We start from the raw sequence: 16,250 nt of genomic DNA on the forward strand, positions 1-16,250 counted from the left end.
ACGCTATAATCATGCCGTATTTTTTCGGTATTGGCCTATAAACAGCTATTTATGGTAGGGTATTAACCATTACCTGCCATAAGCGCGGTGAAGTGGGTGCGAGGTAAGAACAGGTCAGATGCTGGAATTCGCGGAAGTCAGCAAATCGTTTTGGACCGGCACGCAGCGCAAGGTGATCCTTGATCGCGTTTCTTTTCGCGTGGAGATTGGAAATTCGCTGGGCATTCTCGCCCCAAATGGCACCGGCAAGACCACGTTGATCAACATGATGGCCGGACTTGAAAAGCCTGACGAAGGTACGATCACGCGTAAAAGCAAAATATCCTTTCCCTTAGGCTTTATGGGCGGCGTGATTGCCAAGCTAAGTGCGGTCGAAAACAGCCGTTATATCGCCCGTCTGTATGGTTTGGACCCCGACTATGTTGAGGCATTCTGCCGTTGGCTATGCGACATCGAAGAATATTTCGAAATGCCCGTGGGCACCTATTCCAGCGGGATGCGGCAGCGGTTTTCCTTTGCGCTGCTGCTTGCGCTTGATTTTGATATCTACCTGATCGACGAAGGCATGCCTGGCGCGACGGATGTTGAATTCAACCGCAAAGCGGGGGAAATATTGCGTGATCGCCTGGAAAGGACCACCGTGATCATCGTATCGCATCAGGCCGCCACGCTGGAACGATTTGCCCGCTCAGCGGCCGTATTGCGCAATGGACAATTGCATATGTTTGACACCTTGGAAGAAGCGAAGCAGCTCTATGACTACGAAACCCAGGGTTAAAAAGTTCCGCATCAGACGCGGAAATGCGAGCGAGACGCCACAGGTCTCGGAAAGTGCGCCCAAGTCGCCGTCACGTCCTGAAATGCTCGAGGCGATCAGCAAAGAGGGGCTGACAGGCCGCCAATTGCGCATGGCCCGCCGCGTCGCCCAGAAAAACGGGCTTGAGGTTTCGTCTGATTTTGATGCCGTTCTCAAACTGCGCGAGGCGGGGATCGACCCGTTTCAACGCAACTCCGTGCTGGAACTGGTCAAACCGGGCGAAGTAAAGCCAACTGCCCGCGTCCAATTGCCAGAAACCACGGATGATGCGGCCAAGGTGCTGGCGCCTGTTGGCCAGCCGCGCAAACCTGGCACGCATGTTTCCGAAATTCGGCGCATTCAACGCGAAATCGCGCAGCGCCGCCGCCGTAAACTAGCGCTTTTGTTCACGCGCCTTTCGATCTTTGTGTTTTTGCCAACATTCCTGATGGGCTGGTATTTCTACACGATGGCGACCCCAATGTATGCCACCAAATCCGAAATCGTGATCCAACAGGCCCAATCCCAAGGCGCGCAAGCCGGCGGGCTCAGCACCTTGTTTCAGGGCACATCGATAGCGACCCAGCAAGACAGTATCGCCGTGCAGTCTTACCTGGCCTCGCGCGAGGCGATGTTGCGCCTGGATGCGGATCACGGGTTCAAGGCGCATTTCAGCGACCCGAACATCGACGCGGTCCAGCGCCTTCCTGAAGGGGCAACAAATGAGGACGCATTCGATCTTTATACCGATCATGTCCGGATCAGCTATGACCCTAGCGAAGGCATCATTCGGATGGAGGTGATCGCCGTCGATGCGGACAAAAGCTATGATTTTTCACAAGCTCTTATCGGTTACGCCGAAGAGCAGGTTGATCAATTGACCAGCCGTCTGCGAACCGACCAGATGCGCGGTGCCTTGGCAAGTTACGAAGACGCCCAACGCCGCCGTGAAGAGGCCTTGGCGACCTGGTTGGCGATCCAGCAAGAGACCGAGCAAATTGACCCAGTGCGCGAGACATCCGCGCAGCTTAGCCGCATCAGCACTTTGCAGGCCGACCGTGACCGGCTTGAGGGGATTTTACGCGCCCGCCTGAACGCCGAAGTGCCCAGTGAAGTACAGGTACAGTCGTTGCGCGATCAAATCGCGATTATCGACACACAGATTGATCAGCTGCGGCAGGAAATGATTGGTGTCGAAGACGGGCAGCTTTCGCTTGCGGCCCGCAACACAGAGCTACGCATGGCCGAAGAAAACTATAACTTCCAGACCATCATGGTTCAGCAGGCGCTGACCCAGATGGAAACAGCACGGATCGAAGCGAACCGGCAGGTGCGCTACCTGTCCCAAAGCGTCCGGCCGATCGCCCCCGATGAGGCGACCTATCCACGGGCCTTTGAGAATACGCTTTTATCCTTTCTTATATTTTCGGGAATATATCTGATGATCTCTTTGACCGCCTCCATCCTACGCGAACAGGTAAGCTCTTAATGCATGAAATCGATATCGGCGCCCTGCGCGTCAGCAATGACAACCCGCTTTTGTTGATTGCCGGGCCTTGCCAGCTGGAAAGCATGGATCACGCCCAAATGATCGCGGGCCGGATGGCTGAGATTTGTGCGACCCATGGCGCGCAATTCATATTCAAAGGCAGCTACGACAAGGCCAATCGCACCTCGATCGGCGGCAAGCGCGGCCTGGGGATGGATGAGGGCCTAAAAGTCATGCAGGGGATCAAAGACAGTATCGGATGCCCGGTACTGACAGATGTGCATGCGCCCGAACAATGCAAAACCGTGGCCGAAATCTGTGACGTCATGCAAATCCCGGCATTCCTATGCCGCCAAACCGATCTGCTTCTGGCCGCTGGCGAAACGGGGGCTGTCATCAACATCAAAAAGGGCCAGTTCCTCGCCCCGTGGGACATGCCCAATGTCGTTGCAAAGATCGAAAGCACCGGAAATAAGCGCATTCTTCTGACAGAACGCGGCGCCTCTTTTGGATATAATACGCTAGTTGCCGATATGCGATCTTTGCCGACTATGGCGAAAACAGGCTATCCGGTCGTGATGGATGCAACCCATTCAGTACAGCAGCCAGGCGGACAGGGCGGATCATCCGGCGGACAACGGGAATTTGCACCGGTGATGGCCCGTGCTGCGGTCTCTCTTGGCATTGCTGCAGTGTTTATCGAAACACATGAGGCGCCTGATACCGCACCATCAGACGGACCAAATATGATCCCGCTCGATCAAATGGACGCCCTTGTCAAAAGCCTGATGGGCTTTGATGCATTGGCCAAAGCCGATCCATTGCGGGTCTGACATTCGGGGGTTTTCCTAACGCAGACATCGCCCTAGGATCGGCAAAACTGCTTGTTTAGGTCCTATTTCATGCGCTGCTTTGTCTTCCTGTTGTCGCTTATCCTCGCCTTTTCTGCCCCCGCGATGGCGCAAGAGGCAACCGGGACCATCGCTACCGAAAACTCCACCGCACAAGATGCCGCAATTGCGATCCGTATGCGGGACATCTTAGCCGCGCTGGGCGGCTACGGCGATGTGACCGTCATGGTAAACGAAGGTGTCGTCACGTTGCGCGGCACCACCACTTCGACCACAGACGCTCTCGCGCTTGATGCCCTCGCCGCACGAATCGAAGGGGTGGTTGCCGTACGCAACCAGGTGAGCGAAACAACCGACCTTGCGGAACGGCTGGACCCGGCGCTTGACCGCTTCCGCGCGCGCTTCGATCAATTCATTCTTTTTCTGCCGTTGGCCTTGATCGCCGCAACCGTCTTTGCAGTGATCGTCTTTATTGGCTTCGCGATTGCGCGGATGCGCAGGCCATGGGAACGGTTGGCGCCCAATCAGTTCATCGCCGAAATCTACAGACAGTTGGTGCGCATCGCCTTCGTAATCTTTGGCATTGTCATCGCCTTGGACATTCTGAACGCGACCGCTTTGCTTGGCACGATCCTAGGCGCGGCGGGGATTATCGGCCTGGCATTGGGGTTCGCTGTCCGGGACACAGTTGAGAATTTCATCGCATCGGTCATGCTGTCATTTCGCCAACCCTTTCGCCCCAATGACACAGTGGAAATCAACGGAGACCAAGGCAAGGTGATCCGTCTAACCAGCCGAGCTACGATTCTGTTGTCTTTTGATGGAAACCATATCCGCATCCCCAACGCGACCGTCTTCAAAAGCCGCATCATCAACTATAGCCAAAACGTCGAGCGGCGTTTCAAATTCAGCATCGTCATAGACCGTGACGCGGATTTGCAGGCAACACGGAACCTTGTCGAAAACACCGTTCAAGCCTTGCCCTTTATTTTGACAGAACCAGCAGCACAAACATGGATCGAAAACCTTCATGCAGCTGGTGTTGAGCTCGTCGTCACCGGTTGGATCGACCAGAATGAAACCTCTCCGGTCCGGGCAAAAGGCGAGGCGCTGCGTCAGGTCAAACTGGCCATCCAAGGCGCAGGAGTCAGTATTCCAGATGCCACACAATCCATCCTGCTTACCCGTGATATCGTCCGGCCTGACCCTGTAGAAAGCACGAAAGTTGATGCAGTTGATGCAAGTGAGGACGCGTCGCTTGAGCGGATTGTCTCTGCCGAACGCGATATGGATATGACCGAAGACCTGTTACGCGAAGACGGCCTGAAGGAATGAGCGATTTCTTTGTAATCAGGGCTTGAAACACTGGCCCCTTCGCAGTATTCAGCGCCTCGCTGCTGGGATGTAGCCAAGTGGTAAGGCAACTGTTTTTGGTACAGTGTACCGTAGGTTCGAATCCTACCATCCCAGCCAGTATTTCCTCTTTTGTGCCGTCCGGCGTGAATCGCAACTTGTCCGGCGAGACTTGTAACTTTTGGCGGGTAATCAATCACACAAACGAGCCAGAGCCTCAAATGTTCAAGCCGATCTGATGTCCCATTTTATGTGACAACGGACAGGCGGCTTGTTTTTGATGTTGCCTTATCATGAATATCTGTTTCATTTTAGGAAAGTCAGTGGGGATTCGTTTGGCGAAGATTTGTTGAGTGCCCGTTGTCTGCAGTATCGATATTGAATGGACCATTAATGCGGTATTCTGGACTGAAGGTCATACGGGAAGCGGTGACCGGCCACAAAGGCTGGCGCCCAGCGTGGAGGGATCCTGAACCGGCAGATTACTATGATCTTGTAATAGTTGGTGGCGGCGGGCACGGACTTGCGACAGCGCACTACCTCGCCAAAGAATTTGGACAGGCTCGGGTCGCGGTGATCGAAAAAGGTTGGATTGGCGGCGGCAACGTTGGCCGTAACACCACAATCATCAGGTCCAATTATCTGTTGGATGGCAATGAGCCATTCTATGAGATGTCTCTCAAATTGTGGGAAGGTTTGGAACAAGATCTCAACTACAACGCGATGGTCAGCCAGCGGGGTATATTGAACCTGATCCATTCGGACAATCAACGGGATGCCTTTATTCGTCGCGGCAATGCGATGATCTTGAACGGTGCAGATGCCGATATGCTGAGCACCCAAGACATCAAGAAACGTTACCCCTTTCTGAATACGCAAGATGCACGCTTTCCAATTAAGGGCGGGCTGGCGCAGCATCGAGGCGGAACCGTACGCCATGATGCCGTCGCCTGGGGCTATGCCCGTAGCGCGGACAGTCGCGGCGTCGACATTATTCAGAATTGTGAGGTTACCGGATTTCGCATTGCGAATGGCGTTTGCACAGGTGTTGAAACGACCCGTGGGTTCATCGGCGCGGGCAAGGTTGGCTGTGCGGTTGCGGGCAATTCCAGCCGCCTGATGCGCCTTGCCAACATGCGCCTGCCAATCGAGAGCCATGTTCTGCAGGCCTTCGTGTCGGAAGGCTTAAAGCCGGTTCTGCCTGGGGTGATCACCTTCGGGGCTGGGCATTTTTATTGCAGCCAGTCCGACAAGGGGGGATTGGTCTTTGGCGGCGACATTGACGGCTACAATTCCTACGCCCAAAGGGGTAATTTGCCTGTGGTCGAAGACGTCTGCGAAGGTGCAATGGCAATTTTCCCGATGCTCGGGCGGGCGCGGCTTTTGCGTATGTGGGGCGGCATCATGGATATGTCGATGGACGGATCTCCGATCATCGACAAGACCCACATTGACGGGCTCTATTTTAACGGGGGGTGGTGTTACGGCGGCTTTAAGGCAACGCCGGCGAGTGGTTTTGCCTTTGCGCATCTGCTCGCCACGGACAGGCCCCATGAAACGGCAACCGCCTATCGATTTGACCGGTTCGAACAGGGCCGGATGATTGATGAAAAAGGGATGGGCAATCAGCCTAATTTACACTGATGATGATTGATCACCCCTTGCTTGGGCCCCGTGACAGCGCTGAATTTACCTATTTGGGGGACGCACGATTGATCGAACGCCCTTCTCCTGACGCTGAAGATGCTGCCACCGCATTCTATGACTATGCGTACCTGCGTGACAATCCTGCCGGTTGGCACCGTGAATTGTGGTTCCACGAAGCAGGCGATAGGTCCTGGCTGGTTGTAACGCGCAACACGATGACCCATGAAATTGCCAAGGTAGAACTTGCTGCGGATGTGGCCCGGGAAAAAGGGCGGTCGACATGAGCCAGAAGAACCGGATCGACGGCGGCCAAATAGACCGCAATACCGACGTCCAATTCACCTTTGACGGACGGTCCTATCGAGGACATGCCGGTGATACGCTTGCCTCTGCCTTATTGGCGAATGGTGTGAGGTTGATGGGGCGCAGTTTCAAATACCACCGCCCCCGCGGCCCTTTGACGTCTGGCTCAGAAGAGCCAAACGCTTTGGTGCACCTGCGTAGCGGCGCGCGCAAAGAACCCAACACTCGCGCCACAACCGCGGAACTATTCGAGGGGCTGACCGCCACGAGCCAAAACAAGTTGGGATCCCTGTCTTTCGATCTGCTGGCGGTGAACGACTGGCTTTCAAACTTTCTGACCGCCGGATTTTACTACAAGACATTCATGTGGCCCGCTGCGTTTTGGGAAAAGCTCTATGAGCCGATCATTCGCCGTGCGGCGGGCCTTGGGGCGCTATCATTGGAAGACGACCCCGACGTCTATGACAAAGGATTCCTGCACTGCGATCTTCTTGTCATCGGTGCCGGGCCGTCTGGTCTTATGGCAGCATTGGTCGCGGCGCGCAGTGGTGCAGATGTGATCCTTGCGGATGAAGATTTCCGCATGGGGGGGCGTCTGAATAGCGAGACCTATGAGATTGACGACATGTCTGGCGCAGATTGGGCGGCGGCCACGGTCGCAGAGTTGGCCAATATGCCCAATGTGCGCGTGATGGCGCGCACCACTGTGATCGGCGCATTTGATCATGGGATATATGGTGCCGTCGAACGGGTCAGCGACCATATCAGCACGCCGGAGGTCGGCAAGCCGCGCCAGATTCTATGGCGTATCTACACTCAGAAAACAGTGCTGGCGGCGGGTGCCATTGAACGACCGATTGCATTTAACAACAACGACCGGCCCGGCATTATGACGGCAAGCGCCCTGCGTAGCTATGCCAATCGGTTCGGCGTTGCCGTGGATAGACGCACGGCGATTTTCACAAACAATGATGACGGTCATCGCAGCGCAGCGGACCTGCATGCCAAGGGCGTCAAGGTCATTGTGATTGATCCGCGCACGGATGCGCCCCGATCAATGGCGTACGAAGTTTTGGCGGGTGCGCAGGTGATCGACACGATGGGGCGACTTGGGCTGACCTTCGTAAATGTTCGGCTTGCAGACGGCACGGAGCGCACGATTGAATGCGGTGCCTTGGGCGTTTCCGGCGGCTGGAACCCCAATGTCCATATGACCTGCCATCAGCGGGGGCGCCCTGTTTGGGATAATGCGCTTGCGGCCTTTGTGCCGGATACTGTGCCAACGGGCATGCATGTTGCGGGTGCGGCTGGAGGAGATTTTTCGACAGCTGCGGCCCTAGCGGGCGGTGCAAAGGCCGCGCGCCTTGCATTGGGTCTTGGGAGGCGGCTTTCCAAGATGCCGGTCGCAGAAGATGCAGCGATCAACATCACGCCCTTCTGGTACGTTCAAGGGGCCAGCCGTGCTTGGCTGGACCAGCAAAACGATGTGACGGTGAAGGACGTCAAATTGAGCCATCAGGAAGGGTTCAAATCGGTCGAGCATTTGAAACGCTACACCACCCTGGGCATGGCGACGGACCAAGGAAAGACGTCAAATATTGGCGGTCTGGCGATCATGGCGGAGCTTACGGGGAAAGACATCCCGCAGGTCGGAACGACCATGTTCCGCCCCCCTACACACCCGTTGCAATCGGCGCGTTTGGCGGACGCCATCGGGGGCAAGAGTTCCACCCCAAACGCCTGACGCCGTCCCATGCGTGGGCCAAAGAGCAAGGCGCAGTCTTTGTGGAAGTTGGCAATTGGATGCGCGCTCAGTGGTTTCCAAGACCAGGCGAGACGACATGGCGTGAAAGCGTGGACCGAGAGGTGCTTGCAACACGTGGGTCCGTTGGGGTCTGTGATGTGACGACACTTGGCAAAATCGATGTCCAAGGCGGGGATGCTGCGACGTTCCTGAATTTGATCTACTGCAATGGTTTCGCAAAACTTCCCGTTGGCAAGACCCGCTATGGGCTGATGTTGCGCGAGGACGGGATCGCCATGGACGACGGGACAGCGGCCCGATTGGCCGAGGACCATTTTGTCGTCACGACCACCACGGCCAATGCGACATCTGTGTATCGGCATATGGAATTTGTCCGCCAGTGTTTGGCCCCTGATTTGGATATTCAACTGATCTCAACCACCGAAAGCTGGGCGCAATATGCGGTGGCTGGCCCTAACGCCCGGCGGGTGTTGGAAAAGATCGTAGATCAGGACATATCCAACGATACATTTCCGTTTATGGCCTGTGCCAACATCACTGTCTGCGGGGGCTTGCGCGCGCGCCTGTTTCGCATTTCGTTTAGTGGTGAACTGGCCTTCGAGATTGCCGTTCCCACAGCTTATGGCGACGCGCTGATACGGCGGATCATGTCAGTGGGTGAAGCATTCGGCATCACCCCATATGGTACCGAGGCGCTTGGTGTGATGCGCATCGAAAAGGGGCATGCCGCCGGGAACGAGTTAAACGGGACCACCACGGCGGCCAATCTTGGGATGGGTCGGATGGTGAGCACCAAGAAAGACAGTATTGGTGCGGTGCTGTCACGGCGCAACGGCTTGAACACGTCAGATGATCTGCGCGCGGTCGGGCTGAAACCTCTTGATCCTCAGGACCTTGTGCCCGCTGGTGCGCATCTGATGAACTCCGACGGTCCAGTGAATGCGGCACACGATCAGGGATATGTCACATCGGCGTGCTATTCACCGAACCTGGGCCATTATATCGCGCTGGCCTTTCTGAAAGACGGCAACAATCGGATCGGGGATACAATGCGCCTTGTCAGCCCCTTGACCGGTGTCGACGTCGCGGTCGAAGTTTGCAGCCCCCATTTCATTGATCCCGAAGGGGAGCGGCTTCGTGCATGATCTGACACCAACACCTGCATTGGGGGTTGCTCCTCAAACCATCGGCACCGTGAAGATTACAGAAAACACAAATGTCGCGCTGGCCTCTGTTGCGGCGCGAAACGGTACGGCGCAGACCTGCGCCAAAATCCTCAAATCCATGCTGGGGCAAGTTCCAGACATCAGCAAAGCGGCTTTTCATAATTCAGAGGTCGGGTTTTGGATAGGGGCTGACCAATGGATGATGGGTGCCCCGATGGACACACATGAAGACCTCTCTGATCGGCTAAAATCAAAGTTTGGCGCAGCGGCATCTATTACCGAACAATCGGGGGGGTGGGTCGTTATTGATGTGGTTGGTAAACACATGCCCGATATGTGCGAAATCCTGTGCAATATCCCTATTCGCAAGATGGTCGCAGGGGACGTTCAACGCACGATGGTCCATAAACACAGCTGCTTTGTTATCAAACACCAAGCCTCCTATCATATTCGGGTTATCGGGCCGCGTTCATCCGCCGGATCGTTATATGATGCACTGATCACAGCTGCGACTTCAGTGGCATAACGTGCAATCCTTGACCTGCCATATCGGGGCTTGTTGTACTCGCCCTACTCCATCCACGGGACCTCTGGGACTTGACCGTCCATTTGAGACGACTAGAACCCAAAAGATGCATAAAGAGTGAATATCAACGCTATGGCCAAGATCCCACTGTCCCAAGACCCCCACCGCGCCAGTGAGGTTCGCGAAAAAGTCCTAGAAGTCGCGATTGGCCGCGTTGTACGTGCTCAGCGACGCAAGCAGAATATCACCGTCGCCGATTTGTCCGAAACAACAGGTCTGTCGATCGGCATGCTGTCGAAAATCGAAAATGGTAACACTTCTCCGTCTTTGACAACGCTTCAGACACTGGCAAACGCGCTGTCTGTGCCGATCACCTCATTCTTTCGCGGTTTTGAAGAAGTCCGCACCGCCGTGCACACGAAGGCCGGTGAAGGCGTTGAACTTGAACGCGAAGGGACACGGGCGAACCACCAGTACAACCTTTTGGGTCACATTGGATCAAACACAAGCGGGGTGATCGTGGAGCCGTATATGATCACTCTCTCAGAAAAATCCGACGTTTTCCCGGCCTTTCAACACGGCGGAATTGAAACAATTTACATGCTTGAAGGCGAGATAGACTATCTCCACGGCGATACGGTTTATCCGCTGAAGCCTGGCGATACGCTGTTTTTTGACGCGGATGCGCCGCACGGGCCGAAAGTGCTGGTCAAGCTTCCCGCGCGTTTTCTGTCTATCATCAGCTACCCACAAAGCACCTGAGGATCAGGGCACGAACGGAGGCTCGGTCTCCGGCTCTGGGAAGATTCCAGGGCTTGTTGGGAGCCCGTCATCGAATTTCGACAGATAGTCCAACATCATCGGACGATTGTCGATAAACCCCTTATAAGTGGCCAGTTCGTCCGGCAGATCGCGGATCACGCGGTGCAGACGGCGGCCCCATTTCGGCATCGTCATCAAGTCTTGAAAGCTGCACAGGTAGCATCTGATCGGAAACGCCAGACCGTTGGAACGTGGCAAACGATAGAAGGTCTGTAGCTCCACGCGCAGGTGCTGTTTGGCCCCAATGTTTTCGGGCGTCAGGGTCGTTTTTTGAATGCCCCATTTGTGGTAGTTTTCGGGTGAGGTATCCAAAAGCGGGTTGACTGTCATGGTCCAGTTGAGCCGCCGCGCAGGTGCGCCTTGTTGTATGTTGAGCAGGAACTTGAGCGCGCGTTTGAAAATCCCCATCTCATGGGCCATTGGAACCGGCGCGTGCCATTCGAAGAAATTCATGCCGATGTCAAAATCAAGCGACCAATCCGCCTGCGTTGTGATCATACCGGCATCCATCCACAGGTTGTTTTCGCGTTGATCTAAGACCGCAAAATCACCCTGGCTTTGGCGCGTGATGTATTCCATTGGACCATAGGGCAGCGTCGTTTCGTCCAGAAAAGTGAAGGTGTCATCAATGCCGAGGGGTTTGTTCACCCAACGCCATGTGTCACCATTTCGGTGCAGTTCAAACAGATCAGGATAGTCTTCAGATTTGCTGACCATGATCAATTCCAGCAGGTCCCAGCCTGCCAAGGTCATATGAGGCAGCGACTGGCAGCGTAGGGGGTCATCATCCAGCACCTTGGCACGGTCGCGCATTTCAGACACGTAATGTTCGTCCACATCAAAGCGTTTTTCATAGACTGACCCCTCCGGCCCGCCGCGATGTTGTTCCATGTTCACGGAGTACATGTAGCTGTCTTCATGGAAGGGGAACGGAAACCGTTTGATCGCCCATTCAGAATTGTAGAACGAATAATCGTCGCGGAAGGTTTCATCGTTGAATTGCAGTGTCATAGGTCAAGCTCCAGATTTGAGCCGATGAAACGGCTCACACAGGGCATAATTTTCTGCCCGCTCGATTGGTCAGCTTCATCGAGCCAATGATCACGATGAACGAATTCACCTGTGGCCGAGACGACAGCGGTTTCGCACTGACCGCAGGACCCACCACGGCACATGAAAGGCGCCTTGACCCCCACCCGCTCGATGGCTTCCAGCAGGCTTTCGTGTTCGCCCACCGTGATGGTTTTGTCAGACTTGCACAGGTGAACCTCGAACGGAGCACCGGGCGCGGGCGCCGTGAATTCTTCGGAATGGACATGCGCATCAGGCCAGCCCATGCCAGCGGCCGTATCATGCACCCAGCCGATCATGCCAGATGGCCCGCAAACATAGGCGTGGGTCCCAAGCGGTTGCCCATCCAACAAAGCAGCCAGCGGGATCGCTTGCTTTTTTTCATCATAATAAATGTGCACTTTGTTCGGGTACTTCGCCGTTAGCATATCGACATAAGACCCCAGCGCCTTTGACCGGACACTGTAGTGCAGCTCCCAGTTTCCGTTTGACTGCTCTAACTGGCCGATCATCGCCAAAAACGGTGTTATGCCGATACCACCGGCAAAGAAGAGGTGTTTCTTGGCGCGCAGATCGAGGCTGAACAGGTTCACCGGATAGGTGATCGTCATGGCATCACCCTCTGCCACCTGGGTGTGCATAAACACCGACCCACCGCGCCCGTTGTCTTCCCTCCGCACGGAAATGGCATAGGTCGACAGATCGGCCGGATCAGACATTAGCGAATACGGGTTCAACCGCGTCCGATCCGCGTCTTTCATCGTAACAACCGTGTGCGCGCCGCCAGAAAACGGCGGGAAGTCAGCCCCATCTGGTCGAGTGAATTCAAAGCGGCAGACCTGTTCGGTGACAGGTACAATCGCGCTGACGATTACGGAAATTTCTTCTGCTCCAGCCTTTGCCTTTTGGGGTGCGCTCATTCGTAAATCCCCTTGCTCTCCGGTACATTTCCGGGATCTTCGGCATCCACGCAGACGGCCTGATACGCGGCCAAGCGGCGGGAATAATGATCCCGCACAAAAAGGTTCAACCCGCAATGGCTACAGACGAATGGATCGGTTTCCACATCTTCAGTGAAGCCTTTGCAATGGACACATTGCATCCGCCGTGCCGTGGACCCCCGATGTTCCGTCTGAATAGATCCAAACGGCACTCCCGCCTGAATGGCCTCGTTCAAGGCCTGCCCCATCAGGCTTTCGGTACCTGACAGATAAAGCTGCAGGCCCATCTTCGCGTCGCTCAGTACCCGCTTGATGCGCAAAAGCGCGGCATCATAACTCGGTCCTTCGTAAAATTGGGCTGGGGAGAGGGCCTGTAATTTTTCGGCGTAGTCCGTCCCGCGGCTGATGAAAATGATATGCGCTTTGACCATCAGATCCGGCGTTGCGACGTCGATGATCGCCTCTGCCCCCTGCGCATCCGCGATGAAAAGATGCGCAGGCCCCGTGCGCGGTTCGAGAGTTCCCCAAACAGGGCGGCTTTGGATGCTGGGTGGAAAATCAAATTTAGACATACCGCCCCCTACTTAGCCCTTCGCCGTCCGGATCGATTTATCTTTGTCGTAGAACGGCATTTCCTCAGCCGTCGCAGGAAGTTCGGTTCCGTCCGGCTGTTTCACCACCAAGGGCGTTCCTGGAACAGCGGCATCTGGCGCAATCCGCGCGATCGCAACGGAATAGCCATTAAGTTCGGAGGACAGACCATAAGTGACGACGCCGATATCTTCGCCATCGCGCAGAACGCGCGCGTGCATTTCCATCTGGTCCATGCTGTCGGTCAGCTTCACGCCGTAGATCTTGAACCGCTCTTTGCCCTTTGCAGCATAGTGGTTTTCAGCCCCAACGAAGCCCTCTTTGCCCGGCGATACGGTGAAATCGAGGCCCAGTTCCCAAAGCGTGTCACCGCAGGGTTCATCGTCAAAGGGGAAGGTTTCCGAGTTATCGCCCGGGTAGAACAACAGATAGCTTTCGATGCGCAACATATCGAGCGTGCTAAACTGCACAGGGCGCACGCCCATGTCTTTGCCAGCCTCCAGAATGGAGTCCCAAAGATGCACGGCGTCTTTTGCGCGGCAGAAAATTTCGTACCCGCGTTCACCGGTATAACCTGTTCGCGAAATCATAACGTCGCGGCCATAGAGACGGGTTTGGACAATGCCAAAATAGGCCAGATCACGGATGCTTGGAATTTCTTGTGCGAGCAGATCAACGGCGACCGGACCTTGCAGCGACATATCATGCAAATCATCGTCGAACAAAATTTCGCAGTTCTTACCTGCCGCCGCTGCGGCCAGTTGTTCCATACCTGTGCCGGTGCCATGTACGACAAGCCAGGAATTCACGGCGATGTGGTAGATGATGCAATCGTCAATGAACTTGCCTTCACTGTTGAGAATGGACGCATAGGTCGACCGACCCGGTGCGATTTTTTCAACGTTGCGCGTGGTGACGCGGTCAATCACATAGGCCGCATCAGCCCCGACCACATGTACTTTCTTAAGCCCAGACACATCCATAAGGCCCGCCTTGGTGCGGATTGCCTCATAATCGGCTTTCGCGCGTTCTGGCGTATGATCATAGAACCAAGCGGTTCCCATGCCATTCCAGTCTTCCAATTCGCCACCGATTTCTGCGTGGCGGTGTGCGAGCGCGGACGTTCTCCAAAGAATAGCCATTTCGTGTCCTTTGTCGGTATTTGTTTGACCAGATTGAGACTCAGGCGGCGCTTGAAATCAAGACTGTCAGTCAAAATAGTTTCCTTACAGGCAAAAGGGCCTGCATAGCAGGCCCCAATGCTTCATTTTTCAGCGTCTTCTTACTTATACTTCGCGTATTTCGCTGCTTCTGCCTTTTGCCCAACCGCCAGAGCGACAATGCAAATCACGATCGATAAGACGGTGAACAGACCCGGCAGCGCGGTTCCGTAGCCCATGAAGATGGGGCCAGACACGCCGTCCCAAGTCGCGTTTTCAAATGGAAATCCCATTGGTTTTCTCCTTGTTGATCTTCTGGTTTAGGTTGCAGCAGGGGCAGACACAGGTGTGCCCTCTGGATAGGCCTGAGCCGGCACTTTAACCGTGTCCAAACCTGCGAGCTCTGCGGCTTCTGGAACACGCAGCATGTCAAACATCTTCAGAATGAAGGATGTGAGATAACCCGTCCCAAGGCCCAGAGCGATGAAGACAACACAGCCCACGAACTGACCAACAAGGCTAATTGTTGGTGCATCCGCACCACCGAGTGCTGGGTAGCCAGCTGCTGTCACACCAAGGATCAACATGCCGTAGATGCCGATTGTACCGTGAACGGTGACGGCACCAACAGCATCATCGATCCCGAATTTCTCGAGAACCCCAGCCGCAGGTTTCAGAAGAAGCCCAGCACCAACTGCGATGATGAACGTCAGACCCGGCCAGTACAAATCTACGCCTGATGCAACGGAAATGATCCCAGCCAAGGCGCCAGACATCATCCAGAATGGGTCTTTCGTTGCAACCCATGCGCCGATGATACCGCCACCAATCGCCATCAGAACGTTGAACGCCAATGCGCCAAGATTTGTTGGTGTGCCATAGATCGTGGAGTAGTTACCGCCCCATGACCATGCTTCACCGCCAACGACAACGCAGCCCATCAAAAAGCCCCAGAAACCGACGATGATGATCATCAGGCCTGTGGCAGTCAGTGGCATGTTGTGACCTGGCAGGTCATTGGCGGTGCCGTCTTCGTTGAATTTCCCGATCCGCGGACCAAGGTTGATAAGAACACCCAAAGCAAAGAAGGCAGCGACAGCGTGCACCAGTCCGGCGGCACCAAAGTCGTGAACACCCCACTGCTGAACCAACCAACCATCAGCATGCCAAGCCCAAGCGGCCGCAACCGTCCAGCTAAAGCCCCCCAGTACGATGGCACAAATGACAAAGCCCACTGTCTGGATGCGCTCAATCACAGCACCAGACATGATAGAGGCCGTCGTGGCGGCAAAGAGTGCAAACGCACCCCAGAACACGCCGTCGATCTGATCTTCAGTGTTTGGCCCCATGTAGGCTGCGCTTTCACCCCAACCCCATGCGATGGCGTTAGCATATGCGGCACCCGAAATCCCGTTTGGCCCCTCAGAGAATGTAAGACCTGTTGGGAAACCCCAATAGACCCACCACCCAAAGAAGTAGAACGCCGGAATCACAAATGCGAAGGCGAGGATGTTTTTCACACCGGACGACAACGCATTCTTGGCGCGTGATGCACCCATCTCATAGGCCAAAAAGCCCGCGTGAATGATGATCATGAGTGGGATGGTTAAGTAATAGTAAAGCTCCGCGAACATGGTGTTCGTCAGATTACCTTTCGTTTCTATTGCGGCGACCTGCGCTGCTAATTCTGCAAGTTGTTCTTCCACGGTTTTTCCCCAGCTGGTGAATGTTGCTCTTTGTCGGCCCCTTCGAATCTGGGCCGCTCCCAA

14 protein-coding genes, 1 tRNA gene and 1 pseudogene are annotated in these 16,250 nt (G+C 55.1%); 10 read left to right on the forward strand and 6 right to left on the reverse strand.

Going from position 1 to position 16,250, the window contains the following annotated elements:
• Window positions 1-118: 118 nt before the first annotated feature.
• The 10 genes and pseudogenes from AABB29_RS04390 (at window position 119) to AABB29_RS04435 (ending at window position 10,658) form a co-directional block, all read left to right on the forward strand.
• On the forward strand, window positions 119-778 hold the full coding sequence (locus tag AABB29_RS04390; RefSeq protein ID WP_341368102.1) for an ATP-binding cassette domain-containing protein: 660 nt from the start codon (window positions 119-121) through the stop codon (window positions 776-778).
• Entirely contained in the window at window positions 756-2,285 is a 1,530-nt protein-coding gene (locus AABB29_RS04395; protein WP_341368101.1) for a capsule biosynthesis protein, read from the forward strand. Before AABB29_RS04390 ends, AABB29_RS04395 begins: the two co-directional genes overlap by 23 nt.
• Entirely contained in the window at window positions 2,285-3,118 is an 834-nt protein-coding gene (gene kdsA / locus AABB29_RS04400) for a 3-deoxy-8-phosphooctulonate synthase (RefSeq protein WP_341368100.1), read from the forward strand. The genes AABB29_RS04395 and kdsA overlap by 1 nt, the downstream gene beginning before the upstream one ends.
• Before the next feature lie 69 nt (window positions 3,119-3,187).
• Entirely contained in the window at window positions 3,188-4,471 is a 1,284-nt protein-coding gene (locus AABB29_RS04405) for a mechanosensitive ion channel domain-containing protein (protein ID WP_341368099.1), read from the forward strand.
• A gap of 63 nt (window positions 4,472-4,534) precedes the next feature.
• Window positions 4,535-4,609, forward strand: a tRNA-Gln gene (locus tag AABB29_RS04410).
• Window positions 4,610-4,882: 273 nt separating this feature from the next.
• A complete protein-coding gene (locus AABB29_RS04415) occupies window positions 4,883-6,133 on the forward strand; it encodes a sarcosine oxidase subunit beta family protein (protein ID WP_341368098.1) in 1,251 nt (416 codons plus the stop codon).
• Window positions 6,133-6,420 (forward strand): sarcosine oxidase subunit delta, encoded by a 288-nt coding sequence (locus AABB29_RS04420; protein WP_341368097.1) that lies wholly within the window; start codon window positions 6,133-6,135, stop codon window positions 6,418-6,420. The genes AABB29_RS04415 and AABB29_RS04420 overlap by 1 nt, the downstream gene beginning before the upstream one ends.
• Window positions 6,417-9,349: pseudogene (locus tag AABB29_RS04425) on the forward strand (sarcosine oxidase subunit alpha family protein). Before AABB29_RS04420 ends, AABB29_RS04425 begins: the two are co-directional and overlap by 4 nt.
• Complete coding sequence (locus tag AABB29_RS04430) at window positions 9,342-9,896, forward strand: sarcosine oxidase subunit gamma (protein ID WP_373636794.1); 555 nt, start codon at window positions 9,342-9,344, stop codon at window positions 9,894-9,896. The pseudogene AABB29_RS04425 and the gene AABB29_RS04430 overlap by 8 nt, the downstream one beginning before the upstream one ends.
• Before the next feature lie 132 nt (window positions 9,897-10,028).
• A complete protein-coding gene (locus AABB29_RS04435; protein WP_341369003.1) occupies window positions 10,029-10,658 on the forward strand; it encodes an XRE family transcriptional regulator in 630 nt (209 codons plus the stop codon).
• Between the two features lie 3 nt (window positions 10,659-10,661).
• On the opposite strand, the gene AABB29_RS04440 is transcribed toward AABB29_RS04435, so the two are convergent.
• From AABB29_RS04440 to AABB29_RS04465, 6 genes are all read right to left on the reverse strand, one after another.
• A complete protein-coding gene (locus tag AABB29_RS04440) occupies window positions 10,662-11,729 on the reverse strand; it encodes a DUF3445 domain-containing protein (RefSeq protein ID WP_341368096.1) in 1,068 nt (355 codons plus the stop codon).
• On the reverse strand, window positions 11,726-12,709 hold the full coding sequence (locus AABB29_RS04445; protein WP_341368095.1) for a PDR/VanB family oxidoreductase: 984 nt from the start codon (window positions 12,707-12,709) through the stop codon (window positions 11,726-11,728). The genes AABB29_RS04440 and AABB29_RS04445 overlap by 4 nt, the downstream gene beginning before the upstream one ends.
• Window positions 12,706-13,302, reverse strand: coding sequence for a dimethylamine monooxygenase subunit DmmA family protein (locus AABB29_RS04450; protein ID WP_341368094.1), 597 nt, complete (start codon window positions 13,300-13,302; stop codon window positions 12,706-12,708). Before AABB29_RS04450 ends, AABB29_RS04445 begins: the two co-directional genes overlap by 4 nt.
• A 12-nt stretch (window positions 13,303-13,314) precedes the next feature.
• On the reverse strand, window positions 13,315-14,463 hold the full coding sequence (locus AABB29_RS04455) for an aminomethyltransferase family protein (protein ID WP_341368093.1): 1,149 nt from the start codon (window positions 14,461-14,463) through the stop codon (window positions 13,315-13,317).
• Window positions 14,464-14,603: 140 nt separating this feature from the next.
• Entirely contained in the window at window positions 14,604-14,774 is a 171-nt protein-coding gene (locus tag AABB29_RS04460; RefSeq protein WP_341368092.1) for a hypothetical protein, read from the reverse strand.
• Window positions 14,775-14,801: 27 nt separating this feature from the next.
• Window positions 14,802-16,187, reverse strand: coding sequence for an ammonium transporter (locus AABB29_RS04465; protein ID WP_341368091.1), 1,386 nt, complete (start codon window positions 16,185-16,187; stop codon window positions 14,802-14,804).
• Between the last annotated feature and the right edge of the window lie 63 nt (window positions 16,188-16,250).

It is taken from the genome of Yoonia sp. BS5-3, from assembly GCF_038069655.2.
GTDB lineage: Bacteria > Pseudomonadota > Alphaproteobacteria > Rhodobacterales > Rhodobacteraceae > Yoonia > Yoonia phaeophyticola.

Bases quoted from the DNA above. Each gene is read 5' to 3' on its own strand.
- AABB29_RS04390 (WP_341368102.1), top strand. From the start codon at position 119: ATGCTGGAATTCGCGGAAGTCAGCAAATCGTTTTGGACCGGCACGCAG.
- AABB29_RS04395 (WP_341368101.1), top strand. From the start codon at position 756: ATGACTACGAAACCCAGGGTTAAAAAGTTCCGCATCAGACGCGGAAAT.
- kdsA (WP_341368100.1), top strand. From the start codon at position 2,285: ATGCATGAAATCGATATCGGCGCCCTGCGCGTCAGCAATGACAACCCG.
- AABB29_RS04405 (WP_341368099.1), top strand. From the start codon at position 3,188: ATGCGCTGCTTTGTCTTCCTGTTGTCGCTTATCCTCGCCTTTTCTGCC.
- AABB29_RS04415 (WP_341368098.1), top strand. From the start codon at position 4,883: ATGCGGTATTCTGGACTGAAGGTCATACGGGAAGCGGTGACCGGCCAC.
- AABB29_RS04420 (WP_341368097.1), top strand. From the start codon at position 6,133: ATGATGATTGATCACCCCTTGCTTGGGCCCCGTGACAGCGCTGAATTT.
- AABB29_RS04435 (WP_341369003.1), top strand. From the start codon at position 10,029: ATGGCCAAGATCCCACTGTCCCAAGACCCCCACCGCGCCAGTGAGGTT.
- AABB29_RS04440 (WP_341368096.1), bottom strand. From the start codon at position 11,729: ATGACACTGCAATTCAACGATGAAACCTTCCGCGACGATTATTCGTTC.
- AABB29_RS04445 (WP_341368095.1), bottom strand. From the start codon at position 12,709: ATGAGCGCACCCCAAAAGGCAAAGGCTGGAGCAGAAGAAATTTCCGTA.
- AABB29_RS04450 (WP_341368094.1), bottom strand. From the start codon at position 13,302: ATGTCTAAATTTGATTTTCCACCCAGCATCCAAAGCCGCCCTGTTTGG.
- AABB29_RS04455 (WP_341368093.1), bottom strand. From the start codon at position 14,463: ATGGCTATTCTTTGGAGAACGTCCGCGCTCGCACACCGCCACGCAGAA.
- AABB29_RS04460 (WP_341368092.1), bottom strand. From the start codon at position 14,774: ATGGGATTTCCATTTGAAAACGCGACTTGGGACGGCGTGTCTGGCCCC.